The organism is Streptomyces canus (assembly GCF_030815415.1).
Taxonomy (GTDB): domain Bacteria; phylum Actinomycetota; class Actinomycetes; order Streptomycetales; family Streptomycetaceae; genus Streptomyces; species Streptomyces canus_F.
Genome location: NZ_JAUSWW010000001.1, coordinates 8,868,726 through 8,893,032 on the forward strand (window position 1 = coordinate 8,868,726; position 24,307 = coordinate 8,893,032).

A 24,307-nucleotide genomic window follows, 5' to 3' on the forward strand; every position below is an offset into this window, starting at 1 on the left:
GCGGAGGAACCGGTGACGCAGCACCCCCCGACCGCGGACGAGCTGCTCCGTTCGGTCACCGACACATTCGGCGCGGACACCCCGCCGAGCGACGAGGACAGCCTCATCACCTGGGGCCTGGACTCCATCACCCTGATGAAGATCGCGAGCGGCTGGCGCCGGCAAGGTGTCCGCGTCACCTTCGCGGAACTGGCCAAGGAACCCACCCTGCGGGCCTGGCGGGCACTGCTGGCGGCCCATACGGGCGTGACGCCCGGACCCGAGCCCGCTCCCGTGACGGTTCCGGCGGCCGATCCGGGCGAGCCGTTCCCGCTGGCCGTCATGCAGCACGCCTACTGGATCGGCCGCGGCGAGGACACCACCCTCGGCTCCGTCGCCGCGCATCTCTACGTCGAGTTCGACGGCGCCGGGGTGGACCCGCAACGGCTCGACACCGCCGTACGCGCCCTCGTGGAGCGGCACGGAATGCTGCGCGCCCGCTTCGGCGACGACGGCCGCCAGGAGATCCTCCCCGCCCTCACCCGACCCGCGACCGCGGTCAACGACCTGCGGGGCCTGGACGCCGACACCGCCGCGGCCGAACTGGAGTCCCTGCGGCACTCCTCCTCGCACGCCCGGCTCGACGTCGCGGCCGGCGAGGTCTTCTCCGTCCGGCTCTCCCTGCTGCCGGGCGGCCGCAGCAGGCTCCACGTCGACGTCGACATGCTCGCCGCGGACGCCCTCAGCTACCGCGTCCTGCTCTCCGACCTCGCCCACTTCTACGAGCATCCGGCGACCCCGCTGCCGCCGATCCGCACCAGCTACCCGGATTACCTCGCCGAACGCGCCACCGTACGCCGGCTCAGCCGCGAGGACTCGCAGAAGTGGTGGCAGGAGCGCATCCCCGAACTGCCCAGCGCACCCGAACTCCCGCTCGTGCCCGAGGCGGAGCGCGCCGACCCCACCCGGGTCACGCGCCGCCACCACTGGCTGCGGGCGGAGGAGAAGCAGCGCCTGACCGCCCGGGCCCACCGGCACGGACTGACCCCGGCGATGGCGGTGGCGGCCGCCTTCTCGGAGGTGCTGGCCGCCTTCAGCGGTCAGGCGCGCTTCCTGCTCAACATCCCGATGTTCGACCGCCGCGGCTCCCACCCCGATGTCGACCTGCTCGTCGGCGACTTCACCAGCTCCGTCCTCCTCGACGTGGACCTGGCCGGGCAGGAGTCCTTCACCGCGCACGCCCGGCGCTTCCAGGACCGTATGCACACCGACGCCGCCCACGCCGACTACTCCGGCGTGGAGGTACTGCGCGACCTCTCCCGGCACCGGGGCGAACAGGTCCTCGCGCCGGTCGTGTTCACCAGCGCGCTGAACCTGGGAGAGCTGTTCGACGCGGGCGTACGGCAGTCCTTCGGGGAACCGGTGTGGATCATCTCCCAGGGCCCGCAGGTGGTCCTGGACTGCCAGGTGACCGAGGTCGACGGCGGACTCCTGGTCAACTGGGACGTGCGCGAGGACGCCTTCCCCGCGGGTCTGGTCGACGCCATGTTCGCCGCCTTCCACGGACTGGTGAGCAGGCTCGGCACCGAGGAGGCGGTCTGGGAGCAGCCGGTACCGGCGCTGCTGGGCGAGCGGGAGAAGACGGTCCGTGCGACGGTCAACACCACCGACGGTCCGCGCAGTCACCGGCTGCTGCACCAGGGGTTCTTCGAGCGGGCGGCCGAGCTGCCGGACGCGCCGGCGCTGCTGTGGGGCTCCGAAGGGACCCTGTCCTACGGCGAGTTGGCCGATCGGGCCCTGAGGGTTGCGGCCGACCTGGTGGAACGGGGTGTGCGGCCCGGAGACACGGTCGCGGTCAGTCTCCCCAAGGGGCCCGACCAGATCACGGCAGTCCTGGGTGTGCTCGCCGCGGGCGCCGCCTATGTCCCCCTCGGCGTCGGGCAACCGGCGGCTCGCCGGGAGCGCATCCGGGCCACCGCGGGATTCCGGGTCGTCCTGGACTCCGTGTCGCTACGCCACCCGCCCCTCGCGGAACCGGTGACCGTGGACGAGGAGCAGCCCGCCTATGTGCTGTTCACCTCCGGCTCGACCGGTGAACCCAAGGGTGTCGAGGTGCCGCACCGGGCCGCGGTGAACACCATCGACGACCTCAACGAGCGCTACGCCGTGGGTCCTTCGGACCGCTGCCTGGCCCTGTCCGCCCTCGACTTCGACCTGTCCGTCTACGACACGTTCGGGCTGCTGGGGGCGGGCGGCGCGCTGGTCCTCGTGGACGACGCCGACCGGCGGGAGGCCGGTCAATGGGCGGAGCTGGTGCGCACCCACGGGGTGACCCTCCTGAACTGCGTACCGCCCCTGCTCGACATGCTGCTCCTCGCGCCCGGCGAACTCGGCACGCTGCGGGCCGTGTTGCTCGGCGGCGACCGGGTGGGCACCGATCTGCCGGGGCGGCTCGCCGCACGGGCGCCGGGGTGCCGGTTCACCGGTCTCGGAGGGACGACGGAGACCGCGATCCACTCCACGGTCTGCGAGGTGACGGGCGGTCAGGTGCCCGCCGGGTGGAAGTCGGTGCCGTACGGCTCCCCTTTGCGCAATGTGCGCTGCCGGGTCGTCGACGGCCGGGGGCGGGACTGCCCCGACTGGGTGCCGGGCGAGCTGTGGATCGGCGGGGACGGGGTGGCGCTCGGGTACCGGGCCGATCCGGTGCGCACGGCCGAGAAGTTCACCGAGCGGGACGGCGTGCGCTGGTACCGCACCGGTGATCTGGCCCGCTACTGGCCCGACGGCACCCTGGAGTTCCTCGGCCGCCGCGACCATCAGGTGAAACTGCGCGGTTTCCGGATCGAGTTGGGCGAGGTGGAGGCGGCGCTCGCCGGGCACCCCGCCGTGCGCAGGGTCGTCGCGGGGCTGACCCGGGGGCAGGGAGTCCAGCTGGCGGCCGCCGTGGCCGCCGAGCGGGGCACGGCCGCGGAGGAACTGCGGGAGTGGGTGCGGTCGGTGCTGCCCTCGCACATGGTCCCGTCGCGGATCGCCGTCGTGCGGGAGCTTCCGCTCACCTCCAACGGCAAGCTGGACCGGCGTGCCGTGCAGCAACTCTGGCAGGTCGAGCAGGAGTTGGGGCACCGGGCGCCCGGCACCGCACTGGAGACGGTCGTGGCCCGGGTCTGGGCGGACGTACTCGGTGTCGAACGCGTCGGACTCGACGACGGCTTCTTCGCGCTCGGCGGCGACTCCGTGCTCGCCACGGTCATCGTGAGCAGGCTGCGGGAGGTCCTCGACACCTCCGAGGTGTCCGTCCGCACCCTGTTCGCCACGCTCACGGCCGGGGGCATGACCAAGCGGCTGTCCGCCGAGGAGGCGACGCCCGGCCGGCTGGAGGAGGTCGCCGCGATCCACCTGGAGATCGAGGACATGTCGGCCGAGGAGATCGACGAGGCCCTGCGCGACGCGTAGGGAACGAGGAAGGGCGGCCCGCCCCGAGTGCGGCCCGCCCTTCCTTCCCTCTTCGGGTCAGTCGAGCTTGGCGAAGCCCGTCTCCAGGTTGTCCAGCGCCCACGGGATGCCCAGGGCGGACGGACTGCGCAGCTGGCTGATCGTGGCGACGTCGGTCACCACGTAGTTGTCCTTCTTCACCGCGGACATGTTCTTCACCAGCGTGCTGGCCTCGAAGGCCTTCTTCAGGTCCGGCGTGGTGAACGCGATGATCACCAGGTCGGCGTCGAGCTTGTCGAGCTGTTCGAAGGACAGCTCACCGGTCGGACTCCCGCTCACCGTCTTGATGTCGGTGACCGACGGGGTCAGTTTCAGCCCGACCTCGCTCATCAGCCTCGCGGCGAAGTCCTCCTCGGAGGCGATGGTGTAGATCTTGGCCGGGGTGTTGCCGATGGACAGGCTGTAGGTCTTGCCCGCGAGGCCCGGGTGCTTGTCCTTCACATCGGCGATGCGGGCCTCGGTGTCCTTGACGACCTTGGCCGCCTTGTCCGGCTTGCCGACGGCCTGGCCCACCACCTGCACGTGCTCCTGCCAGGTCTGCTGTCCCCAAGCCGTCCTGTAGCCGATGGTGGGGGCCACGGCGGCGAGCTTCTTGTAGTCCTTGTCGAGCGTGAAGTCCGAGGTGGCCAGGATCAGATCCGGCTGGAGGGCGGCGACCGCCTCGTAGTCCACCGCGGTGAGCGTGTCGAGCAGCTTGGTCTTCTTGGTGTCGATCTTGTCCTTGAGCCACGGGTAGATGCCGTCGGAGCTCAGGGCGTCCTTGGAGATGGCGACAGGCGTGACACCGAGGGCGTAGAGCGCGTCGATGTCGTCCGTACCGCCGTTGCCGATCACCACGACCCGCTCGGGCGCCGACGTGATCTCGGTGCTGCCGAACCTGTGCTTGACCGTGACGGGGAACGCGTCCGAGAAGGCGCCGTCGGAGGACGACGAGACGGGGTCGTCGTCCTCCACGGAGCCACAGGCGGCCGGCGCGGCGGCCAGGGTGACCGTGAGAAGGGCGGCGCGGAGTTTTCTCGACATGTGCGTCCTTTTTCGCCAGATGTAACGGTCAGTCATGCGGCCTTGTCCGACCGGGAGTTCGGGTGCCGAGTGAGATAGCCGCCCATCGTCCGGAAGTAGTCGGTGGCGGTGAACTCGGTGCCGTCCTCGGTGCGCAGCCGCCGGACGACGAGCCCACGGCAGCGGCCGGTGTGGGCGTCGGCGCCGGCCACGATGACCACGCCGTCGCCCTCGCGGATGAAGATCCGGCCCGGGGTGCCGCCGTAGAACGCCTCCGACACGGAGGCCTCGACGATCCTGAGACGTTCTCCGCGGTGGAAGGTGTACGCGTTCGGGTACGGGTCGGACTGGGCCCTCACGAGGCGCTCCAGGCGTTCCGCGGGCCAGCTCCAGTCGATGCGGCTGTCCTCGAGTGACCGTTTGTGGAAGAAGCTTGCCCGGCCGCGGTCCTGCGGCACCCACTGTCCGGCGTCCTTGCCGGCGGCGATCAGATCGAGCGACTCGCGCACGATCGGTGAGATCAGGTCGACGGTCCGGTGGAACAGGTCGGTCGCGGTGTCGGCCGGTCCGACCGGTACCGAACGCTGGACGAGGATGTCTCCGGCGTCGAGCTCGGCGTTCATGCGGTGCGCGGTGACGCCGACCCGTGCCTCGCCGTTGATGAGCGCCCAGATCAGCGGCGAGAAGCCCGCGTACGTCGGCAGCAGCGAGTCGTGGATGTTGAGCGTGCCGTGCGGAGGCAGGTCGAACAGCTCCGGTGGCAGCCAGGTCCGCCAGTTGTTGGCGACGATGATGTCCGGCCCGGACTCCCGCAGTGCGGCGAGGAGTTCGGGGTCGTCGGGCCGGTTGCGCAGCAGGACGGGGACGTCGTTCTTCTCGGCCAGTTCGGCGACGTTGTCGTCCCAGATCTTCTCGTAGGCGTGGTCGCTCTTGGGGTGGGTGACGACGAGGACGACTTCGTGGTCGGAGTCCAGCAGGGCCTGGAGTGTGCGGTGCCCCCAGGTCTGATAGCCGAACATGGCGACGCGCATGCGGTGCTCCCCTCGGACGGCCTCATTGCAAGGTAAGGCTTACCTTATCTAACATGTGGCTGCCTGAGGGAGGCGATGCCACGGTGAACTCACCGCTCACGGGATCGGATCGCACCTACGACATCCTCGGAATCGGCTTCGGCCCGTCAAATCTGGCCCTGGCCATAGCCATTGCCGAACACAACGCAGACCTTCCACCCGAGCGACGGCTGGACGCCCTTTTCCTGGAACGCCAACCGGGCTTCGGCTGGCACCGGGGCATGCTCATCGACGACGCCACCATGCAGGTGTCCTTCCTGAAGGACCTGGTGACGTTACGGGACCCGGCCAGCGACTTCAGCTTTCTCTGCTTCCTGCGCGACCGCGGCCGGCTGGTCGACTTCCTGAACCAGAAGACCCTGTTCCCGCTGCGCGTCGAGTTCCACGAGTACTTCGAATGGGCCGCCGACCGGGTCCGCTCGCTCGTCGCCTACGGCCACGAGGTGACCGCCGTCGACCCGGTCCGGGACGACTCGGGCGCCGTCACCAGCTTCGAGGTGGTCTGCGGCGGGGTGACCTACCGGGCCCGCAATCTGACCGTGGCCGTCGGTCTGGAACCCCATGTGCCACCTGGCGCCGAACTGTCCGAACGGGTCTGGCACAACAGCCAGTTGCTGCCCGGCGTGGAAAAGCTCCTCGCCGAGGGCAAGTCCGTGCGGCGGGCCGTCGTCCTGGGCGCGGGGCAGAGCGCCGCCGAGTCGGTCGACTACCTGCACCGCTCCTTCCCGGAGGCCGAGGTCTGCGCGGTCTTCTCCAAGTACGGCTACACCCCGTCGGACGACAGCCCGTTCGCCAACCGCATCTTCGACCCGGAGGCGGTGGACGTGTACTTCACCTCCCCGTCGGAGGTGAAACAGTCCCTGTTCGACTACCACCGCTCGACCAACTACTCCGTGGTCGACATGGAGTTGATCGAGTCCCTGTACGCGAGCGCGTACCGCGAGAAGGTCACCGGCCGGGAGCGGCTGCGCTTCCTCAACGTCTCCCGCATCCGCGAGGTGTGCCAACGCGCCGACAACGCCCTCGACATCACCGTCGAGTACCTCCCCACCGGCGACGAGCAGACCATGGAGGCCGACCTGCTGGTGCACGCCACCGGATATCGGCCGCGCGACTTCACGACCCTGCTCGGAGAGGCGGCCAAGGTCTGTCTCCGGGACGACGGGGACGCCATCCGCGTGACCCGCGACCACCGCGTGGAGACCGCACCCGACGTCACCGCGGGCATCTACCTCCAGGGCGGCACCGAGCACACCCATGGACTGACCTCGACCCTGCTGTCCACGACGGCGATCCGGGCCGGCGAGATCCATCGCTCACTGCTCGCCAGGCAGGCGGCACGCTCCGGCTGAGCCGCCCGCGGGTGCGCCTGACGAGTGGCCCGTCCCCGGGCCCGTCAGCCCAGCGCGCGATCCAGGTTGAACGCCGCGCTGATGAGCGCGAGATGCGTGAACGCCTGCGGGAAGTTGCCCTGTTGCTCGCCGGTGTGGCTGATCTCCTCGGCGTACAGACCCAGATGGTTGGCGTACGTGAGCATCTTCTCGAAGGCGAGCCGTGCCTCGTCGACCCGGCCGGCGTGCACCATCGCCTCGACGTACCAGAAGGAGCAGATGGAGAACGTGCCCTCGTCGCCGCGCAGCCCGTCGGGGCTGGCCAGCGGGTCGTAGCGGTAGACCAAGGAGTCGGAGACCAGCTCCTGGGTGAGCGCGTCCAGGGTGGACAGCCACTTGGGGTCGGTCGGGGCGATGAACTTCGTCAGCGGCATCATGAGGACGGCCGCGTCCAGCACGTCGCCGTCCTCGTGCTGCACGAACGCCTTGCGGGTCTCGGACCAGCCGCGGCTCATGATCCGCCGGTAGATCGTGTCGCGGCACTCCAGCCAGCGCGGCAGATCGGCCGGCAGACCGCGGCGGCTCGCCATGCGGATCGCCCGCTCGATCGCCACCCAGCACATGAGACGTGAGTACAGGAAGTTCTTGCGGCCGCCCCGGGTCTCCCAGATCCCCTCGTCGGGCTGGTCCCAGTGCTCGCACACCCATTCCACCAGGGCGCACACGTCGTCCCACTGGTCGCTGGAGATCGGCTTGGCCCACTTGTCGTAGAGATAGATCGAGTCGATCAGCGCGCCGTAGATGTCCAGCTGGAGCTGGTCCGCCGCGGCATTGCCGATCCGTACCGGTGCGGAGCCCTGATGCCCTTCGAGGTGGGGGAGTTCGGTCTCGGTCAGGTCGGTGCGGCCGTCGATGCCGTACATGATCTGCAACGGTCCGGAGTGCTTGCCGTCGCCCGGACTGATGTGCTTGGTCACGAAGTTCATGAACGCCTCGGCCTCGCCGGTGAAGCCGAGCCGCAGCAGGGCGTACACACAGAACGCGGCGTCCCGCACCCACACGTACCGGTAGTCCCAGTTGCGTTCCCCGCCGAGCTGCTCGGGCAGGCTCGTGGTCGGCGCGGCCACGATCGCGCCGGTCGGAGCGTAGGTGAGCAGCTTCAGGGTGAGGGCCGAGCGGTGCACCATCTCCCGCCACCGGCCCCGGTACTTGGAGGCGGAGAGCCAGCGGCGCCAGTAGGCGACCGTGCTGTTGAACTGCTCCTCGGCCTCGGTGCGGGCGCATCTGCGCGGGGTCACCTCACCGCCGACCTGGTCCAGCGCGAACACCGCCGACTCGCCCTCGGCGAGCTTGAAGTCGGCACGGGTGTCCTGGCCGTCGGTCTCCAGCGGCACCGTCGCGGTCAGGCCGAGCGACAGCTGCGCCGATTCGAAGACGGCGACGTCGCCGGCCATGCGCACGGTGTGCGGCGTCCTGCCGTAGTCGAACCGCGGGGCGACACGGGTGCGGAACGGGAGGGAGCCGCGTACGCACACCACCCGCCGGATCAGCCGGTGCCGCTCGGTCTCGGCCGACTCGCCGTCCACCGGCATGAAGTCCTGCACCTCGCCGACGCCGTCCTCGGTGAAGAAGCGGGTGATCAGGACGTTGGTGTCGGGGAAGTAGAACTGCTTCGTCTTCGCCGGCACCGACGCGGCGAGCTGGAAGGACCCGCCGCGCTCCGCGTCGAGGATCGAGGCGAAGACGCTGGGGGCGTCGAAGGCCGGGCAGCAGTACCAGTCGATCGTGCCGTCCGTGCCCACCAGCGCCACGCTCCGCAGGTCGCCGATCAGCCCGTGCTCGGCGATCGGCAGATACGGTTGGTCCGGCTGGTCCAAAGGTGTTGCGCTCATCGCGGCCTCCCTGGAACCACCCTAGGTCGGTTCGGCCCGGCAGGTGCCGCGAACGGACTCAGACCGCGACGACCCGGATCCCCGCCTCCTCGAAGCTCCGCACGGCGTCCTCGTCGGCCGCCGTGTCCGTGACCAGCGTGTCCACCGCGTCGGACGCGCAGATCCGGGCGAACGCGCGCTGCCCCAGCTTGCTGGAGTCGGCGGCCACGATCACCCGCTCGGCACGCTCGCACAGCAGCCGGTTGATGGCGGCCTCGGCCTCGTCGTGCGCGGCCGCGCCGTGCGTGACGTCGAAGGCGACCACACCGAGCACCGCCACATCGATGGTGATCTGGCTCAGCACCCCGTCGGCGAGCGGCCCGATGAGCTCGTACGACTGCGGGCGTGCCACCCCGCCGGTCACCACGATCTTGAACTGCGGGCGCACGGCCAGCTCGTTGGCGATGTTCAGCGCGTTGGTGACGACGGTGAGCGCGGGGGAGCCGGATGCCAGGTCGGGGCGCACGGCCAGGGCGCGGGCCACCTCGGTGGTGGTCGTGCCGCCCGTGAGGCCCACGGCGGTGCCGGGGGTGACGAGAGCGGCGACGGCCTGGGCGATGCGCTGCTTCTCGGAGGCGTGCCGGGCCGTCTTGTAGCGCAGCGGCAGCTCGTAGGACACCCCGTGCACGACCGCGCCGCCCCGGGTGCGCACGAGCATCTGCTGCTCGGCCAGCTGGTCGAAGTCGCGGCGGATCGTGGCGGACGAGACCCCGAGCTCGGCGGCGGCCTCCTCGACGTCCAGCCGGCCGCGCTCCACGAGCAGTTCCAGCAGCGCTTTCCAGCGGGCGTCCCGGGACATCCGCGGCCTCCATTCCTCGACCTCTCCGTGACCTTAGCGCACCTCCATGTCACTCGAGTGCTTGATTCTGCTCGAAAACTCGCTATATCTTGCAGAAACAATCACGGCGGTGTTCGTTGACGGGGAGGGACCGCGACATGACTCATGTCGAGGACGAGCTGTTCAGTCAGCCCGAGTGCTGGATCCGCGCGGCGGCCCAGGCGCCGGAACATGCCGCCGTGCTGCCGGTGCCGGGGGAGCGGGTCGCGATCGTGGGGTGCGGCACCTCGTACTTCATGGCGCAGTCCGTCGCGGCGCTGCGCGAGGGCGCGGGACAGGGCGAGACGGACGCCTTCGCCGCCTCGGAGTACCCGCACGGCCGCCCGTACGACCGTGTCCTCGCCCTCACCCGCTCCGGCACCACCACCGAAGTGCTGGAACTCCTCGAGCGGTTGAAGGGCCGTACCCGGACCACGGCCCTCACCGCCGACCCGCACACACCGGTCATGCGGGCCGCCGACGACACCGTCGTGCTCGACTTCGCGGACGAACGGTCCGTCGTGCAGACCCGGTTCGCGACCACCGCCCTGACCCTGCTCCGCGCCCACCTCGGTCTGCACACCGACGCCGTCGTCGCCGACGCCCGCAGCGCACTCACCGCCCCGCTGCCGGACGGGCTCGTGGACTGCACGCAGTTCACCTTCCTCGGCCGCGGCTGGACCGTGGGTCTGGCCAACGAGGCAGGCCTGAAGATGCGCGAGGCGGCCCTGTCCTGGACCGAGGCCTACCCGGCCATGGAGTACCGGCACGGCCCCATCAGCATCACCACCGCGGGGACCGCGACCTGGATGTTCGGCGACGCGCCCGAGGGGCTGGCCGAGCAGGTGCGGGAGACCGGCGGACTGTGGGTCGCGGGCGGTCTCGACCCGCTCGCCGAACTGGTCCGCGCCCAGCGGCTCGCCGTGGCCGTCGCCGCGGACCGGGGTCTCGACCCGGACCGGCCGCGCCATCTCACCCGTTCCGTGATCCTCGCCGGTTCGTAGGAGCGGCCGTGCCCCTGGTCACCACCGGCGAGCTCGTCACGCGGGCCGCCGCCGCGCACCGCGCCGTCGCCGCGCTCAACGTCGTCACGCTCGAACACGTCGAGGCGGTCGTCGCCGGCGCCGAGTCGGCGGACGCCGCCGTCGTCCTCCAAGTCAGCGAGAACGCCGTCAAGTTCCGCCTCGGACGACTGCAACCCCTCGCCCGCGCCGCCGTCGCCGCGTGCGAACGCGCCGCCGTCCCTGTCGCGTTGCACCTGGACCACGTCCAGAGCGACTCCCTCCTGAGACAGGCCGCGGACGCCGGATTCAGCTCCGTGATGTACGACGCCGCCCACCTGCCCTACCGGGAGAACCTCGCCGCCACCCGTGCCGCCGCGGACTGGGCCCATGCCCAAGGCCTCTGGATCGAGGCGGAGTTGGGTGAGGTCGGCGGCAAGAACGGCGAACCGCCGCTCGACGCCCACGCGCCCGGCGCACGCACCGACCCCGCCGAGGCCCGCGCCTTCGTGACCGACTCCGGAGTGGACGCCCTCGCCGTCGCCATCGGCAGCTCGCACGCGATGACCACCCGCACCGCCAGCCTCGACCACGCCCTCCTCGCACGCCTCTCCGGCGCGCTGGACGTACCGCTCGTCCTGCACGGCTCGTCGGGCCTGCCGGACGACGAACTGACCGCCGCCGTCGCGGGCGGCATCACCAAGGTCAACATCGGCACCGCCCTCAACATCGCCATGACCGGCGCCATACGCGACTTCCTCACCGCCCACCCCGAGGCGGTCGACTCGCGCACGTACCTGGGGGTGGGGCGGGCGGCGATGGCGCGGGCCGTGGCGGGGATCATCCGGGTGCTGGGCTGACGCGGCTACTTCCTGACAGCCCTCAGCACCACGAACTTCGGGTCGCTGGCCATCAGTTCACTGTTCCCGAACAGCCGACGCAGCTTGGCGTGGTAGCCCAGATGGCGGTTGCCGATCACCCACAGCTCGCCGCCCGGCCGCAGCGCGCCGTGCGCGCCCGTGAACATCCGCCAGGCCGTGGCGTCGGTGGTGGTCTGATGGGAGTGGAACGGCGGATTGTTGAGCACGAGGTCAACACTCCCGTCCGCCACTCCGGCGAGCCCGTCCCCGACCCGGAACTCGGCATGCCCCGGAACGCCGTTCGCCTTGTACGTCGCCTCCGCCGAGGCCACGGCCTGGAACGACTCGTCCACGAACAGCACCTCGGCCTCGGGGTTCGCCAGCGCCACCCCCGTACCGACGACCCCGTTGCCGCAGCCCAGGTCCACCACCCGCTGCGCACCCTTGCCGTCCGGCAGGTGCTGGAGGAAGAACCGGGTGCCGACGTCGAGGCGGTCGGCACAGAAGACACCCGCGTGATTGACCACCGTGCGCCCCGAGACCGTGCCGATGCCGTCGGGCAGCTCATAGCGGTACGGCCACGGACTGGTGGTCGTGCGCGGTGCCGTCCCGGGCGTGCAGAAGATGAGCCGCGCCTTCTTCTCGGCGAGCGAGGTGCGGGTCGGTCCGAGGATCCGCTCGAACAGCTTCAGCGTCGAGGTGTGGATCTCCTTCACCATCCCGGTCCCGACGACGACGGTGCCCTCGTGCACCGCGGGCGCCAGCCGCAGCAGCTGGTCCTCCAGCAGGGCCAGGCTCTTCGGCACCCGCACCAGCAGGACGTCGATCCGGCCGGGCGGCGGGTCCTGGGTGGTGAGGAGCCGCACCGCCCCGTTCTCGACACCGCCCCGGGCCAGGTTCGCCCGGGTCGCCTCCTGGGAGAGGTAGGAGTCGGTGATCTGCACCGGCCGGTGCGCGGCGAGCGCCGTGGACAGCGCGCCCCAGCGATCACCCAGGACAACGACCGTGCCGGACAGCGGGACCGCCTGTTCGGCCAGGTGCGTCAGCAGGTACTCGTCCGAGGCGTCCCAGGCACGAAGCCTGTCACGCGGGTCCTCGGGGAAACGGGCCAGCGTGAGCTGGCCCCAGGGCGTCGCCATACGGTCGTTCATCGTGGGTCCAGGCTATCGGAGCCGCAGCTCAGGACTGTTCGGGCAGGATGGCCTCATGGACACCGAGCTGTTCCCGAGGCCCCGCACGGAGGTCGCGCCGGGCGCGGTGCACCTGCCGGACTGGCTCGACGCGAGCCGGCAGCACGAGCTGCTGGAGGCCTGCCGCGAGTGGGCCCGCCCCCCGGCCGGGCTGCGCTCGGTCCGCACCCCCGGCGGCGGCACGATGACCGCCCGGCAGGTCTGTCTGGGCTGGCACTGGTACCCGTACGCCTACGCCCGCACCGTCGTCGACGGCGACGGCGCCCCGGTCAAGCCGTTCCCCGAGTGGCTGGGGGAGCTGGGCCGCAGCGCCGTGCGGGACGCCTTCGGGGCGCCCTCTCCCACGGCCGGGAGCGCACCCCGGGTGACCTCACCGCCGTACGACATCGCACTGATCAACTTCTACGACGGCGACGCCCGCATGGGCATGCATCGCGACAGCGACGAGAAGTCGGACGACCCGGTGGTGTCCCTGAGCCTCGGCGACACCTGTGTCTTCCGGTTCGGCAACACCGAGACGCGGACGAAGCCGTACACGGACGTCGAACTGCGCAGCGGCGACCTGTTCGTGTTCGGCGGCCCCTCGCGGCTCGCGTACCACGGCGTGCCGAAGGTGTACCCGGATACCGCGCCCCCGGAGTTGGGGCTGGCCGGACGGCTGAACATCACGCTCAGAGTCAGTGGCCGGTAGGACGGCGGCCCAGCGGATCATGGGAGACTCGCCCTCATGAGCGGCAAGGCGGACCCCCGGCCGACGGGGGAAGGAACGACCTCGAGGACGCGGTTGGACCGGGGACGCGGTGCGCTCGGGCCCGCTCTGGAGCTCGTGCACACCGGACGCGCCCCCACCCGCGCCGTGCTCACCGCCGAACTCGGAGTGACACGCGCCACGGCCGGCGCGGTCGCCGCCGAGCTGGAGGCGCTCGGGCTGATCCGGGTCGACGCCCGGCCCGGCGCGGCCGCCGGTTCGCAGGGCCGGCCCTCGCACCGGCTCGCGGTCGCCGAGGAAGGGCCCGTCGTCCTCGCCGCGCAGGTGCACGCCGACGGATTCCGGGCGGCGCTGGTCGGCCTGGGCGGCCGGATCGTCGCCACCGCACCCGGCTGCGAGACCGTCGACGCCGACCCGGCGAAGGTCCTCGCCTCGGTCGTCGAGGCGGGCGCCGGGCTGCTGCGCACCACCGGTCTGCGCTGTGTGGGCGCCGGTCTCGCGGTCCCCTCCGCCGTCGCCGAGCCCGACGGGACCGCGCTGAACCCGCTGCACCTGGCCTGGCGCGTGGGCGCCCCCGTCCGCCGGATCTTCGCGGAGTGCGTCCGGGCCGCCGGTATCGCCGGACCGGCCTTCGCGGGCAACGACGTCAACCTCGCCGCGCTCGCCGAGCACCGGCACGGCGCGGGCCGCGGCGCCCGCGACCTGCTGTGCGTGGCCACCGGACACCGGGGCGTCGGCGGGGCGCTGGTCCTCGACGGCCGCCTGCACACCGGCAGTTCGGGCCTCGCGCTGGAAGTCGGCCACCTGACCGTCAACCCCGAGGGCCGGCCCTGCCACTGCGGCAGCCGCGGCTGCCTGGACGTCGAGGCCGACCCGCTGGCCTTCCTCGACGCCGTGGGCCGCGCGCCCGGGCCCGAGGTGTCCCTGCTCCAGCAGTCCAACGAACTGATCCGCGACCACTACGACGACCCGGCCGTCCGCACCGCCACCGAGGCCCTCATCGACCGCCTCGGACTGGGCCTCGCGGGCCTGGTGAACATCCTCAACCCGGACCGCATCATCCTCGGCGGCCTGCACCGCACCCTCCTCGACGCCGACCCGCACCGGCTGCGCGCGGTCGTCGCCGACCGCAGCCTGTGGGGGCAGAGCGGCGGCGTACCGATCCTCGCGTGCACCCTCGACCACAACAGCCTGGTCGGTGCCGCCGAGTTGGCGTGGCAGCCGGTGCTGGACGACCCGCTGGGGGCGCTAACCCACCAGTGACTGGATGCCGAGCACCGAGACCAACTCCAGCTTCTCGGCGGCCTCGGTCCCCGGTTCGGCCGAGTAGACGAGGATGTGCAGATCGCTGCCCTCCACCCGGAGCAGATCGCAGTCCAACGTCACCGGGCCCACCTGCGGATGCTCGATCGTCTTGCGTGAAGCCTCCAGCCGGCCGACCGTACCCGCGTCCCACAGCTCGGCGAACCGCTCGCTGCCCGACCGCAACTCCGCGATCAGGCGCCGCAGTTGCGGGTCGGCGGGATACCGAGAGGCCGTCGACCGCAGTTCGGCGACCATGCCCACCTCGAAAGCGCGCCGCTCCTCGGGAGTGTGCCGGACCCGGCCGGGCGCGCCGAGGAAGTTGCGCCACACCCCGTTGCGCTCGAAGCCGCGCAGACCGGAGGGGTCGCCCATCAGCGCCGCGTACATCGGATTGGCCACGAGCAGCGTCATCGCCGCGTCGGAGACTCCGACGGGAGTGCCCACCAGCCGGTCCAGCAGCCGCTGCACGCTCGGCGTGATGTACCCGGGCACCGTCTCAGGACCGGGCGGCACCAGCCCGGCCAGCCGGAACAGATACCCCCGCTCGTCCCCCGACAGCCTCAGCGCCCGCGCCAGCGCCTCCACGACCTGCCCCGACGGACTGGCCGCCCGGCCCTGTTCGAGACGGGTGACGTAGTCGACCGAGATCCCCGCCAGCAGCGCCAGCTCCTCGCGCCGCAGCCCGGCCGCCCGCCGCTGACCACCGGCCGGCAGCCCCGCGGCCCCGGGGGCGACCCGGTCGCGCCAGCGCCGCAGCGCCCGCCCCAGTTCCGTCGTCGTCATGCCTCCAGTCAACCGCGTCGGCCGCCACGGTGCCTGGTACTGCCAGTCCCAGGAAGAAGGGTCTTCTGGCTGTCCCGCCGGTCCGGCAGGACGGTGGAGCCATGACTACGACACTCATCACCGGAGCCAACAAGGGCCTGGGCCTCGAAGCCGCCCGCCGACTCGTCGCCGCAGGTCACACCGTCTACATCGGCGCCCGGAACGCCGAACGCGGCCGCCACGCCGCCGAACGGCTCGGCGCCCGCTTCGTCCAGCTCGACGTCACCGACGACGCCTCCGTCCAGGCCGCCGCGAAGACCATCGAGGCCGAGGGCGGGCTCGATGTCCTGGTCAACAACGCAGGCATCGAGGTCCGGGGCGAGCACAACGCCATCCCGGCCGCCGCCGACACCACCGCCGACGAGATGCGCACGGTGTTCGAGACCAACGTCGTCGGCGTCGTCCGGGTGACCCACGCCTTCCTGCCGCTGCTCCAGCGGTCCGCGGCCCCCGTCGTCGTGAACGTGAGCAGCGGCCTGGCCTCGCTGACCCGGCTGTCCGACCCGGACTCACCGGCGCACTTCTACCCGGCCCTGGCGTACCCGGCCTCCAAGACCGCCCTCAACATGATCACCGTGCAGTACGCGAAGGCGTTCCCCGAGATGCGTGTCAACGCCGTCGAACCGGGCTTCACCGCCACCGACCTCAACGGCCGCACGGGCACCCAGACCGTCGAACAGGGCGCCGAGATCATCGTCCGCATGGCCCGGCTGGGCCCGGACGGCCCGACCGGCCGCTATGTCGACGTCGACGGCTCGCTGCCCTGGTGATCCTCGGCGGTCTCCAGGATCCGGGTCCGAGGCGCCCCGGCCAGCGCCGGGGCGTTCCCGGACGAAGCCCATATCGTCGACTTCAGGAATCCCAGGAACCGCTCGGCACCCGCCACATCGTCGAAGTCGAGGTCCACGACGACATAGGCGGGGTCGTCGACGGGCCGCTGGACGCGATGGCGCCGTACGCCCGCGTCGGCTCGCGCGGCCGCGAAGCGGTCGAAAGCGGTCTTCCAGGTGGCGAAGTCCGTGATCGGATGCTCGATGTGCAGGGTCGGCATGATTCCCGGACCATGTCCGGACGGGACCGCATCGTGCGGCTGTGCGAGGCGGGCGGCGACGCCCGGGAACTGCGCCTGCGGCTCCTCGGCGAGCTCCGCGCCACCATCGGGTTCGACGCGTACGCCTTCCTCCTCACCGACCCGGAGACCTCGGTCGGCTGTGCCCCGATCGCCGATGTCCCCGTCCTGCGGGAGCTGCCCCGGGCGATCCGCCTCAAGTACTGACACGGGGCGAACCGTTGGACGGAGCTGCGGGACGCCGCCCTGCTCAGCGACCTCCCCGACCGCTCGGCGAGCCCGCTCTGGAACGAGCTCCTGCGCCACCACGGCATCGGCGACGTCGCCTCGGCGGTCTTCCGGGACCGCCACGGCACCTGGGGCTTCCTCGACCTGTGGCGCCGCGACCGCGACTTCACCCCGGCGGAGGCGGCCCTCCTCGCCGACCTCACGGCACCGATCACGACGGCGCTGCGCCGCAGCCAGGCCGCCACCTTCGTCGTACGACCGTCCCACGAGCCCCGCTCCGAACCCCTGGTGCTGGTGCTGTCGCCCGACATGGGAGTCGTCGGCCAGACCCCGGGCACCCACGCCTACCTGCGTGTCCTGGTCCCCCCGGAGAACGGCCGCCCGACCGTGCCGGCCGGCGCCTACAACGTCGCCGCCCAGCTCCTGGCCGCGGAGGCCGGGGTCGACGACCATCCGCCGCGAGCCCGCGTCCACCTCACCGACGGTCTCTGGCTGACCCTGCGCGCCGCACGGATGGCAGGCGCCGTCGCCGTCACCATCGAGGAGTCCTCGCCCGCCGAGCGGCTGTCCGTCTTCTGCCGGGCCCACGCCCTCAGCGCCCGGGAGACCGAACTCGTCGGCCTGCTCGCCAAAGGCGGCGACAGCCGTACGGTCGCCGCCACCATGTACGTCTCCGAACACACCGTGCAGGACCACCTGAAGTCGGTGTTCGCGAGGACGGGCACCCACGACCGCCGCGACCTGCCCGCCCGCGCGCTCGGCGCGTAGGCTCGGGGGCATGCGGATCTCCGTCTCCTCGGACATGGACGAACCCGTGGCCCGCGGCCTCGTCGCCGAGCTGCGCGCACGGGGTCACGACGTGACCGCCCACGGGGCGTTGCACCCCGGCTCCGACCCCCAGTGGGCGGCGTGCTCGGAGGCGGCGGCCCGGGACGTGGCCACCGGCGCGGCGGACCAGGCGGTCGTGTGCTGCTGGACCGGCACGGGCGCGTCGATCGCCGCGAACAAAGTCCCGGGCGTACGGGCCGCCCTGTGCACCGACGCCTACACCGCGGACGGCGCCCGCCGCTGGAACGACGCCAACGTACTCGCCCTCAGCCTGCGCCTGACCTCCGAGCCGCTGCTCAAGGAGATCCTCGACGCCTGGTTCACCGCCGAGGCCAGCGAGGACGCCGAGGACCGGGAGAACGTGGCCCGGATCGGGCGTCTGGACCGCAGGGAGCCCTGAATCCGGGCGGGCTCAGGGTGCCGTGAGGCTCCACAGCGCCGCCACCAGCGGGCGGCGCAGATCGGCCCGCCGTACGCACAACCCGATGGGAAACGGCTCCGGCGCCGGATCCGCCGCGACCACCGACAGCCGGTCGCGCACCGCACCGTGCTCCAGTACGAGACGGGGGACCACCCCCGTGCCGCAGCCGAGGGCCACGAGCGTCAACAGCCCTTCGTGGCCGTCCGGTTCGCAGACCACCTCGGGCGCGGTGCCGCGGGCGCGGAACCAGCGGTCGGCGGCGTCGCGGACCAGGCCGCGGTGGGGCAGGACGAAGGGTCCGGCGAGGTCCGGGTCGGGCCGGTCCTGGGCCGTGACCAGGACCAGCTCGGTGACCGCGACCGTCCGGCCCACCAACGGCTCCGGCAGCCGCGCCGGGATCCCCGCCACGGCCACGTCCACCTCGCCCTCGTCCAGCCGGGCCAGTGCCGCCGCCGCGTCACCGGTGCGCAGGTCGAGCCGTACCTGGGGGTGCGCGGCGCGGAACGGGGCCAACAGGTCCGGCAGCAGCGCCTGGCAGGCGGTCACCGTGGCGAACACGGCCAGTCGGCCGGTGAGTTCGGCCGGATCGGGGTGCTCCTCACGATAGGAGCGCCACAACTCCAGTGCCTCGACGGCGTATGCGCGGAACCGGTGCCCCTCCGCCGTCAGCGACACCCCGCGCGGGCCCCGGTCGAGCAGCCGGTGCCCGAGCCCGGCCTCCAGCCGCTGTACGGTCCGCGTGAGCGTCGCCGCGCTGACGTGACAGTCGAGACTGGTCCGCCCGAAGTTCAGCGTCTGCGCCAGGTGCAGGAAAAGACGCAGGTCCCGATGGTCTTCCCGCATGCTGTGACCTGCGTCTTTCATTCGGTGCAACACCCCGCTTCAGATGTTGCGCTTGCCGCAACGCCCGCCCGGAGCCTACAACTCGACCATGACCTCGACCAAGTACAGCTCCCGTGTCTTCTCCCTCGAGACGATGGACGTGCCCGGCGGCACCGAGACCATCCTGCGCGGCGGCCGGCACCTCTTCCCGCTGCTCCCGCGGGCCTTCGCCGGGGTCCGCCGCATCGGTGTCATCGGCTGGGGCCCCCAAGGCCGCGCCCAGGCCCTGAACCTGCGCGACTCGCTCACCGGCACGGACATCCGGGTGGCCGTCGGACTGCGCCCCGGTTCGCGCTCGGCCGCCGACGCCCGCGCCCACGGCTTCACCGAGGAGGACGGCACCCTCGGCGACTGGCTCGCCGTCACCGCCGACAGCGACCTGGTGATCCTGCTGATCGCGGACGCCGCACTCGCCGCCCACCACCAGGAGATCTTCGCGGCCCTGAAGCCGGGCGCCGCCATCGGCCTCTCGCACGGCTTCCTGCTCGGCCACCTCCGCGAGACCGGCGGCGGCTTCCCGCCGGGACACCCGGTGATCGCGGTGTGCCCCAAGGGCATGGGCGACTCGGTGCGGCGGCTCTACCAGCAGGGCGCCGAGATCAACGGCGCCGGGATCAACAGCAGTTACGCGGTCCACGCCGATCCCGACGGCCGGGCCGTCGACCTCGCGCTGGGCTGGTCGGTGGCGCTCGGCTCGCCGTACACCTTCCGCACCACGCTCGACAGCGAGTACCTCTCCGACATCGTCGGCGAACGCGCCATCCTGCTGGGTGCCGTCCACGGCATCGTCGAGAGCCTCTTCACGCGTTACCGCCTCGCCGGGGAGGACGAAGTGACGGCGTACGAACGCTCCTGCGAGAACGTGACTGGCCCGATCGCCCGCACCATCTCCCGGGCCGGCCTGCGGGCGGTCCGCGAGAACCTCGACGCCGGCGCCCGTGACGTGTTCGACCGCGCGTACACGGCGACGTACGGCCCGGCCCGCGAGATCGTCGCGGAGATCTACGACGAGGTCGCCGACGGCACGGAGCTGCGCAGTGTGATCCTGGCCGAACGGCGGCTCGGCGCCCGTGAGATGAGCCGGATCGGCGGTTCGCCGATGTGGTCGGTGAGCGACCGGGCGCACGCCCGCGGGGCCGAACGGACCCTGCCTGTGGACCCGTTCACCGCCGGGGTCTTCGTCGCCACCATGACGGCCCAGATCGACGAGTTCGCCGACCGCGGCCACCCCTGGTCCGAGATCGTCAACGAGTCCGTCATCGAGGCCGTGGACTCGCTCCTGCCCTACATGCACGCCCGCGACGTCGCCCACATGGTCGACAACTGCTCCCGCACGGCCCGCCTCGGCGCCCGCCGCTGGGGCCCGCGCTTCCAGAGCGCCTACGAGCAGATCGCCTTCCCCTCCGCCGAACGCCCGGCGGACACCGCCCTGTTGACCGCCTTCGACGCCCACCCGGTGCACGAGACCCTGGCCGCGGCGGCCAAGCTGAGGCCGTCGGTGGACATCTCGGTGGCGTAGGAAGAAAGGGGTTGTCGTCGGCGCTGCCGGTCGGATAAGAAGCCTGCATGCTCAAAGGCACCAAGGTCGGGCTCAGGGCCCGCCACGAGGACGACATCCCGATCCTGCGGACCGAGCTCTACGACGACGTGGCCAACTCCGCGCGGGCCGAGGGCCGGCCGTGGCGGCCGATCACACCGGGCTCCAAGGACTCGCGGCTCGTGGTGGACGACGAGGAGGAAGGGCACGTCCCGTTCTCCGTGGTGGAGCTCGACGGCGGCACCCTGATCGGCACCGCGACCCTGTGGGGCATCGACAACCACAACCGGTTCGCGCACATCGGCCTCGGCCTGCGTCCGTCCGCTCGCGGCAAGGGCTACGGCACCGACGTGGTCGCGGTGCTGTGCCACTACGGCTTCATCGTGCGCGGCCTGCATCGGCTCCAGATCGAGACCCTGTCGGACAACGCCGCCATGCTGCGCTCGGCCGAGCACAACGGCTTCGTCCGCGAGGGCGTGCTGCGCTCCTCGGCCTGGGTGATGGGCGAGTTCGTGGACGAGGTGCTGCTCGGCCTCCTCGCCCGGGACTGGAAGCCCGAGACGGCCACCTGAACCGCCGCACAGGTCCTACTCCCCGGGCTCGTACTGTGCCACACCGTGACCGAGCGACCAGTCGATCGACGCGTTCTCGGTCACGGTGACGAACACGTTCCGCGGCTCGGTCCCGGCGTAGGCGTGGGCGAGTTCGGCGATCCGGCGGTACAGGGCCCGCTTCTGGTGCGGGGTGCGCCCGGCGCGCATCGTGATGGCCACGTACACGATGCCGTCGTCGCGGCGCACTCCCAGATACTCGCCGTGGCGGAGTGTGCCGTTCACGCCGTCATGGCCGGTCAGTACCTGGAACCGGTCGTCCGGCGGGATGCCGATCGTCTCCACCATCGCCTCGTGCACGGCACGGCCCAGGGCGTCGAGCCGGCCGGGATCGGTGCCCAGGGTGTCGATGCGGATGAACGGCATGTCAGGGGTTGTCCTTTCAGACGCGACTCAGACGCGACGCGGCCGGGGGACCAGTTCGCCGCCGCAGTTGGGGCAGATGCCCCGCATCGCCTCGGTGCAGGGCACACAGAAGGTGCACTCGTACGAGCAGATGCGGGCCGGGGCGTGCGGCGGCAGCTCGGCCGTCTCACAGCGTTCGCATCTCTCGCGCATCTCCAGTGCCATCCGTACTCCCGCTTTCTCTTCCGGTCAGTGCCACTCGACGCCGAGGGCCCGCCCAGGATTCTCGCCCATGATGCGTTCGACCAGGTCAGCGCCGAGTTCCGCCGCCAGTCGCGGCCGCACCCGACGCAGCAGATACGGCATCCCCGGACCGCCGTTCACCGAACGCGCCGCCGCGGTCGTCGTGTCACCGCCCAGGAGGAGCCGATCGCCGTGGCCCGCCTCGGCCAGGGCCCGTACGGCGTCCGGCATGCGCCAGTCCGTGGCGTGGTTCGCACGTGAGGGACCGTCGAAGGCCAGGTAACAGCCCGACGCCGCGGCCTGCCGGTGCGCCACGAAGTCCGGGGAGCGGTTCAGATGGCCCAGGATCACCCGGTACGGCGCCACGCCCAACTCGCCGCACAGCAGCTCCAGTACGTCGAGCGCGCCGGTGCCCAGCTCCAGGTGGACCGCGATCGGCGCACCGGTCGCGTGGTGCGCCTCGGCCGCCGCGGTCATCGTCCAGCGGGCGTGTGCGTCGAGAGCGTGGAAACCGCCGGCGACCTTGATGAGTCCGGCACGGACGCCCGATGTGCCGATCCCGTCGGTCAGTTCGGCGACGAAGAGCTCGGCGAGCCTGCCGCGCAGTCCCCTCAGAGTCCGGTCGTCGTAGTGGGCGGCCTGGTGCAGCCCGGTCGCGGCCACCACCAGGACCCCCGTCTCCCGGGACAGCGGCGGCAGATCGGCTGCTCGTCTCCCCAGCCCGTACGGCGTCCACTGCACCACGCTGTGCCCGCCCTGGGCGCGGAACGCCGCCAACTCCGCGCGGGCCGCGGACACGTCCCGCAACTCCTGCCCGGGCAACTGAGGGCTGCCGAAGAACAGATGGTCGTGCGCGTCGCACACCCCCAGCCGCTCCGGCTCCACATCCCCGACAACCGTACGGACCGCGCTCACCACCGGCGCCCCCGCGGCAGCCCGGCGAGCCCCGGCGCCGACAGGTGCAGCACCTGGAACACATCGCCGTCGGCCTTGGGCGTGTCATGGGCCCAGAGCGAGAAGTGGAGCAACTCCCAGCGGCTGGAGTCCACGACGGCCGCCGCGAGCACCGCCCCGTCCTGCGCCGCCAGCCGCCCCGCCTCACGCACCGCGTCGCCCATGACCTCCGCCAACTCCATTCCCTCCGGCACCGGTTGCCGCCTCCGTACGGCGACCCGCGCCGGCGAACCGGCGGCGCCGCCCTCCTCGAGGGCCAGCCCTGTCCACTGCCGGACCGACGGCCGCCCGAAGTCGTTGCTCAGCCCCTGGAAGGCGCCTCCCCACAGGAAGGAGTTCATGCCCGCCACGGTGTCCCAGAGGTAGAACGGCGCGTACTGGTTGACCGGCGAGCCGTGCACCCCGCGTTCCCGCATCAGGTACGCCTTGAGTCCGAGGCCCTCCCACTCGTCGAGGAGATGTCCGACACGGGCCACGCGAGCGCGGATCACGCCCAGGTCGTAGTCGGCGGGCAGGGTGAGTTCGTACTGCATGGCATGCATCGCGTGCCTCCTCAGGCGGGGTACTCCGCGGTGTCGACGTGCGCTTCCCAGTGCGTGGTCGTGCCGTCCTCGGTGGCCTCCACGACCGCGAGGTGGGTCATGAAGGTGCGCGGTCCGGCGCCGTGCCAGTGCCGTTCGCCCGGCTCGATCCACACGGTGTCGCCCGCCCGGATCGCCTCGGTCTCGCCGCCCTCCCGCTGCACCAGCCCCTCGCCCTCCAGGACGTGCAGGACCTGGCCCCGGGGATGACGGTGCCAGGCGGTGCGCGCGCCCGGGGCGAAGTGGACGTTGAACATCCGCAGCCGTGACGGGGGTTCGGGCGCGGCGATCTCGTCCAGCCACACCGTGCCGGTGAAGTTCGCCGCCGGACCCTGCCATGTGTCGGGACGCTTCCTCGTGATGTGCACGTGCGTGAACTCCTAATGCCGTGGTGAGAGAAGGGAGAGGAGCCCCCGGACGCCCGCGTCGAAGGCGGCGGGGGAGCCCGAGGCGCGGGCGAGGACATAGCCGCCCTGCACGGTGGCGACGACCGTCGCCGCGATCGCCTCGCCGTCGAGCGAAGCCGCGAACTGCCCCTGCTCCTTGCCCTCCTCGACGATCCCGGCGATCCGTTCACGCAGCCAGTCGAGGGTCTCGTCCACCGGCTCGCGCAGCTCGTCGCTGGCGATGATGTCCGCATCCATCGTCAGCCGCCCGACCGGGCAGCCGCGCAACACATCGCGCTCGCGCAGCAGATACGCCTCGATGCGTTCGTACGGCGTCCCCGGCCCGCCGAGTACTCCCTCGGCGGTAGCCCTCATCTCCGCTGCCGTGCGCCGGATCGCGGCCAGCGCGAGGTCGGGCTTGCCCTTGAAGTGGTGGTACATGCTGCCCTGCCCGGCACCCGAACGCTCCAGGATGGCCTTGGGGCTGGTGCCCACGTAGCCGCGCTCCCACAGCAGCTCTCGGGTGGACTCGATCAGACGTTCCGGGGTGCTCATACACGCACTGTACATACTAGTAGTTACAGAAGTCGAGCCCTTGCGGAGCAGCCGGAACGCCCCCTTGTACTCCCTGGGAGGTACACGCACTGCCGCTGGCCGTACGACGACCCGCACCCCTGCCCGGGGCCAGTCTCGAGACATCACCGGAAGCCACC

At 71.6% G+C, this 24,307-nt stretch carries 26 protein-coding genes; 12 read left to right on the forward strand and 14 right to left on the reverse strand.

Annotation, left to right across the window (positions count from 1 at the left end):
* Nucleotides 1–12: 12 nt before the first annotated feature.
* On the forward strand, nucleotides 13–3,432 hold the full coding sequence (locus QF037_RS41025) for an amino acid adenylation domain-containing protein (protein ID WP_307034258.1): 3,420 nt from the start codon (nucleotides 13–15) through the stop codon (nucleotides 3,430–3,432).
* Nucleotides 3,433–3,489: 57 nt separating this feature from the next.
* Here QF037_RS41025 and QF037_RS41030 read toward each other — a convergent pair whose 3' ends face one another.
* Nucleotides 3,490–4,494: an iron-siderophore ABC transporter substrate-binding protein gene (locus QF037_RS41030; RefSeq protein ID WP_307034260.1), complete on the reverse strand. Its 1,005-nt coding sequence runs from the start codon at nucleotides 4,492–4,494 to the stop codon at nucleotides 3,490–3,492.
* A 32-nt stretch (nucleotides 4,495–4,526) separates the two neighbouring features.
* Entirely contained in the window at nucleotides 4,527–5,504 is a 978-nt protein-coding gene (locus tag QF037_RS41035; RefSeq protein WP_307034262.1) for a methionyl-tRNA formyltransferase, read from the reverse strand.
* Nucleotides 5,505–5,587: 83 nt separating this feature from the next.
* On the opposite strand from QF037_RS41035, the gene QF037_RS41040 reads away from it, so the two are divergent.
* A complete protein-coding gene (locus tag QF037_RS41040) occupies nucleotides 5,588–6,895 on the forward strand; it encodes a lysine N(6)-hydroxylase/L-ornithine N(5)-oxygenase family protein (RefSeq protein WP_307034264.1) in 1,308 nt (435 codons plus the stop codon).
* Nucleotides 6,896–6,939: 44 nt separating this feature from the next.
* On the opposite strand, the gene QF037_RS41045 is transcribed toward QF037_RS41040, so the two are convergent.
* Together QF037_RS41045 and QF037_RS41050 are read right to left on the reverse strand one after the other, a co-directional pair.
* A complete protein-coding gene (locus QF037_RS41045; protein ID WP_307034266.1) occupies nucleotides 6,940–8,766 on the reverse strand; it encodes a glycoside hydrolase family 15 protein in 1,827 nt (608 codons plus the stop codon).
* 58 nt (nucleotides 8,767–8,824) lie between these two features.
* The gene (locus tag QF037_RS41050; protein WP_307034268.1) at nucleotides 8,825–9,604 is read right to left on the reverse strand and encodes a DeoR/GlpR family DNA-binding transcription regulator; all 780 of its coding nucleotides are present in this window, start codon (nucleotides 9,602–9,604) and stop codon (nucleotides 8,825–8,827) included.
* Nucleotides 9,605–9,741: 137 nt separating this feature from the next.
* Here QF037_RS41050 and QF037_RS41055 point away from each other — a divergent pair, with 137 nt between their 5' ends.
* Together QF037_RS41055 and QF037_RS41060 are read left to right on the forward strand one after the other, a co-directional pair.
* Nucleotides 9,742–10,626 carry an SIS domain-containing protein gene (locus QF037_RS41055; RefSeq protein ID WP_307034270.1) on the forward strand — a complete coding sequence of 295 codons (885 nt, stop codon included), beginning with the start codon at nucleotides 9,742–9,744 and terminating at the stop codon, nucleotides 10,624–10,626.
* Nucleotides 10,627–10,634: 8 nt separating this feature from the next.
* Nucleotides 10,635–11,483 (forward strand): class II fructose-bisphosphate aldolase, encoded by an 849-nt coding sequence (locus QF037_RS41060; protein ID WP_307034272.1) that lies wholly within the window; start codon nucleotides 10,635–10,637, stop codon nucleotides 11,481–11,483.
* Nucleotides 11,484–11,488: 5 nt separating this feature from the next.
* Here the strand turns inward: QF037_RS41060 and QF037_RS41065 are convergent, their stop codons facing one another.
* Nucleotides 11,489–12,622, reverse strand: a complete 1,134-nt coding sequence (locus tag QF037_RS41065) for a methyltransferase (protein ID WP_307037612.1) — start codon at nucleotides 12,620–12,622, stop codon at nucleotides 11,489–11,491.
* 67 nt (nucleotides 12,623–12,689) lie between these two features.
* Here QF037_RS41065 and QF037_RS41070 point away from each other — a divergent pair, with 67 nt between their 5' ends.
* Both QF037_RS41070 and QF037_RS41075 read left to right on the forward strand, forming a co-directional pair.
* Nucleotides 12,690–13,364 carry an alpha-ketoglutarate-dependent dioxygenase AlkB family protein gene (locus QF037_RS41070; protein WP_307034274.1) on the forward strand — a complete coding sequence of 225 codons (675 nt, stop codon included), beginning with the start codon at nucleotides 12,690–12,692 and terminating at the stop codon, nucleotides 13,362–13,364.
* Between the two features lie 36 nt (nucleotides 13,365–13,400).
* Nucleotides 13,401–14,645 (forward strand): ROK family protein, encoded by a 1,245-nt coding sequence (locus QF037_RS41075; protein ID WP_307034276.1) that lies wholly within the window; start codon nucleotides 13,401–13,403, stop codon nucleotides 14,643–14,645.
* On the opposite strand, the gene QF037_RS41080 is transcribed toward QF037_RS41075, so the two are convergent.
* A complete protein-coding gene (locus QF037_RS41080) occupies nucleotides 14,631–15,470 on the reverse strand; it encodes a helix-turn-helix transcriptional regulator (RefSeq protein ID WP_307034278.1) in 840 nt (279 codons plus the stop codon). The two genes, QF037_RS41075 and QF037_RS41080, sit on opposite strands and share 15 nt — an antisense overlap.
* 101 nt (nucleotides 15,471–15,571) lie before the next feature.
* On the opposite strand from QF037_RS41080, the gene QF037_RS41085 reads away from it, so the two are divergent.
* A complete protein-coding gene (locus QF037_RS41085; RefSeq protein ID WP_307034280.1) occupies nucleotides 15,572–16,279 on the forward strand; it encodes an SDR family NAD(P)-dependent oxidoreductase in 708 nt (235 codons plus the stop codon).
* Here the strand turns inward: QF037_RS41085 and QF037_RS41090 are convergent.
* Nucleotides 16,246–16,560, reverse strand: a complete 315-nt coding sequence (locus QF037_RS41090) for a hypothetical protein (RefSeq protein ID WP_307034282.1) — start codon at nucleotides 16,558–16,560, stop codon at nucleotides 16,246–16,248. The genes QF037_RS41085 and QF037_RS41090 overlap by 34 nt on opposite strands.
* Before the next feature lie 12 nt (nucleotides 16,561–16,572).
* Between QF037_RS41090 and QF037_RS41095 the strand changes: the two genes are divergently transcribed.
* From QF037_RS41095 to QF037_RS41105, 3 genes are all read left to right on the forward strand, one after another.
* Nucleotides 16,573–16,785, forward strand: a complete 213-nt coding sequence (locus tag QF037_RS41095) for a hypothetical protein (RefSeq protein WP_307034283.1) — start codon at nucleotides 16,573–16,575, stop codon at nucleotides 16,783–16,785.
* Between the two features lie 309 nt (nucleotides 16,786–17,094).
* On the forward strand, nucleotides 17,095–17,574 hold the full coding sequence (locus QF037_RS41100) for a helix-turn-helix transcriptional regulator (RefSeq protein WP_307034285.1): 480 nt from the start codon (nucleotides 17,095–17,097) through the stop codon (nucleotides 17,572–17,574).
* A 10-nt stretch (nucleotides 17,575–17,584) separates the two neighbouring features.
* On the forward strand, nucleotides 17,585–18,034 hold the full coding sequence (locus QF037_RS41105; RefSeq protein ID WP_307034287.1) for an RpiB/LacA/LacB family sugar-phosphate isomerase: 450 nt from the start codon (nucleotides 17,585–17,587) through the stop codon (nucleotides 18,032–18,034).
* A 12-nt stretch (nucleotides 18,035–18,046) separates the two neighbouring features.
* Here the strand turns inward: QF037_RS41105 and ilvY are convergent, their stop codons facing one another.
* Entirely contained in the window at nucleotides 18,047–18,898 is an 852-nt protein-coding gene (gene ilvY / locus QF037_RS41110) for an HTH-type transcriptional activator IlvY (RefSeq protein WP_307034289.1), read from the reverse strand.
* A gap of 88 nt (nucleotides 18,899–18,986) precedes the next feature.
* Here ilvY and QF037_RS41115 point away from each other — a divergent pair, with 88 nt between their 5' ends.
* Entirely contained in the window at nucleotides 18,987–20,456 is a 1,470-nt protein-coding gene (locus tag QF037_RS41115) for a ketol-acid reductoisomerase (RefSeq protein WP_307034291.1), read from the forward strand.
* Between the two features lie 47 nt (nucleotides 20,457–20,503).
* Entirely contained in the window at nucleotides 20,504–21,046 is a 543-nt protein-coding gene (locus QF037_RS41120; protein WP_307034293.1) for a GNAT family N-acetyltransferase, read from the forward strand.
* A 15-nt stretch (nucleotides 21,047–21,061) separates the two neighbouring features.
* On the opposite strand, the gene QF037_RS41125 is transcribed toward QF037_RS41120, so the two are convergent.
* The 6 genes from QF037_RS41125 to QF037_RS41150 are packed head-to-tail and all read right to left on the reverse strand — an operon-like array spanning nucleotide 21,062 to nucleotide 24,149.
* A complete protein-coding gene (locus QF037_RS41125; RefSeq protein ID WP_307034295.1) occupies nucleotides 21,062–21,451 on the reverse strand; it encodes a tautomerase family protein in 390 nt (129 codons plus the stop codon).
* 27 nt (nucleotides 21,452–21,478) lie between these two features.
* Nucleotides 21,479–21,655, reverse strand: a complete 177-nt coding sequence (locus QF037_RS41130; RefSeq protein WP_307034297.1) for a DUF1272 domain-containing protein — start codon at nucleotides 21,653–21,655, stop codon at nucleotides 21,479–21,481.
* A 24-nt stretch (nucleotides 21,656–21,679) separates the two neighbouring features.
* Nucleotides 21,680–22,588: a phosphotriesterase family protein gene (locus tag QF037_RS41135; protein ID WP_307034299.1), complete on the reverse strand. Its 909-nt coding sequence runs from the start codon at nucleotides 22,586–22,588 to the stop codon at nucleotides 21,680–21,682.
* Nucleotides 22,585–23,169 carry a DUF4865 family protein gene (locus QF037_RS41140; RefSeq protein ID WP_307034301.1) on the reverse strand — a complete coding sequence of 195 codons (585 nt, stop codon included), beginning with the start codon at nucleotides 23,167–23,169 and terminating at the stop codon, nucleotides 22,585–22,587. Before QF037_RS41140 ends, QF037_RS41135 begins: the two co-directional genes overlap by 4 nt.
* 11 nt (nucleotides 23,170–23,180) lie before the next feature.
* Nucleotides 23,181–23,576: a (R)-mandelonitrile lyase gene (locus QF037_RS41145; protein ID WP_307034303.1), complete on the reverse strand. Its 396-nt coding sequence runs from the start codon at nucleotides 23,574–23,576 to the stop codon at nucleotides 23,181–23,183.
* Between the two features lie 12 nt (nucleotides 23,577–23,588).
* Nucleotides 23,589–24,149, reverse strand: coding sequence for a TetR/AcrR family transcriptional regulator (locus QF037_RS41150; RefSeq protein ID WP_307034305.1), 561 nt, complete (start codon nucleotides 24,147–24,149; stop codon nucleotides 23,589–23,591).
* Between the last annotated feature and the right edge of the window lie 158 nt (nucleotides 24,150–24,307).

What these genes read in the sequence shown, in the direction of transcription:
- QF037_RS41030 (WP_307034260.1), bottom strand. Translation starts at nt 4,494, where the DNA reads ATGTCGAGAAAACTCCGCGCCGCCCTTCTCACGGTCACCCTGGCCGCC.
- QF037_RS41035 (WP_307034262.1), bottom strand. Translation starts at nt 5,504, where the DNA reads ATGCGCGTCGCCATGTTCGGCTATCAGACCTGGGGGCACCGCACACTC.
- QF037_RS41045 (WP_307034266.1), bottom strand. Translation starts at nt 8,766, where the DNA reads ATGAGCGCAACACCTTTGGACCAGCCGGACCAACCGTATCTGCCGATC.
- QF037_RS41050 (WP_307034268.1), bottom strand. Translation starts at nt 9,604, where the DNA reads ATGTCCCGGGACGCCCGCTGGAAAGCGCTGCTGGAACTGCTCGTGGAG.
- QF037_RS41055 (WP_307034270.1), top strand. Translation starts at nt 9,742, where the DNA reads ATGACTCATGTCGAGGACGAGCTGTTCAGTCAGCCCGAGTGCTGGATC.
- QF037_RS41065 (WP_307037612.1), bottom strand. Translation starts at nt 12,622, where the DNA reads ATGGCGACGCCCTGGGGCCAGCTCACGCTGGCCCGTTTCCCCGAGGAC.
- QF037_RS41070 (WP_307034274.1), top strand. Translation starts at nt 12,690, where the DNA reads ATGGACACCGAGCTGTTCCCGAGGCCCCGCACGGAGGTCGCGCCGGGC.
- QF037_RS41075 (WP_307034276.1), top strand. Translation starts at nt 13,401, where the DNA reads ATGAGCGGCAAGGCGGACCCCCGGCCGACGGGGGAAGGAACGACCTCG.
- QF037_RS41080 (WP_307034278.1), bottom strand. Translation starts at nt 15,470, where the DNA reads ATGACGACGACGGAACTGGGGCGGGCGCTGCGGCGCTGGCGCGACCGG.
- QF037_RS41085 (WP_307034280.1), top strand. Translation starts at nt 15,572, where the DNA reads ATGACTACGACACTCATCACCGGAGCCAACAAGGGCCTGGGCCTCGAA.
- QF037_RS41090 (WP_307034282.1), bottom strand. Translation starts at nt 16,560, where the DNA reads ATGCCGACCCTGCACATCGAGCATCCGATCACGGACTTCGCCACCTGG.
- QF037_RS41095 (WP_307034283.1), top strand. Translation starts at nt 16,573, where the DNA reads ATGTCCGGACGGGACCGCATCGTGCGGCTGTGCGAGGCGGGCGGCGAC.
- QF037_RS41105 (WP_307034287.1), top strand. Translation starts at nt 17,585, where the DNA reads ATGCGGATCTCCGTCTCCTCGGACATGGACGAACCCGTGGCCCGCGGC.
- ilvY (WP_307034289.1), bottom strand. Translation starts at nt 18,898, where the DNA reads ATGCGGGAAGACCATCGGGACCTGCGTCTTTTCCTGCACCTGGCGCAG.
- QF037_RS41115 (WP_307034291.1), top strand. Translation starts at nt 18,987, where the DNA reads ATGACCTCGACCAAGTACAGCTCCCGTGTCTTCTCCCTCGAGACGATG.
- QF037_RS41120 (WP_307034293.1), top strand. Translation starts at nt 20,504, where the DNA reads ATGCTCAAAGGCACCAAGGTCGGGCTCAGGGCCCGCCACGAGGACGAC.
- QF037_RS41125 (WP_307034295.1), bottom strand. Translation starts at nt 21,451, where the DNA reads ATGCCGTTCATCCGCATCGACACCCTGGGCACCGATCCCGGCCGGCTC.
- QF037_RS41130 (WP_307034297.1), bottom strand. Translation starts at nt 21,655, where the DNA reads ATGGCACTGGAGATGCGCGAGAGATGCGAACGCTGTGAGACGGCCGAG.
- QF037_RS41140 (WP_307034301.1), bottom strand. Translation starts at nt 23,169, where the DNA reads ATGCATGCCATGCAGTACGAACTCACCCTGCCCGCCGACTACGACCTG.
- QF037_RS41150 (WP_307034305.1), bottom strand. Translation starts at nt 24,149, where the DNA reads ATGAGCACCCCGGAACGTCTGATCGAGTCCACCCGAGAGCTGCTGTGG.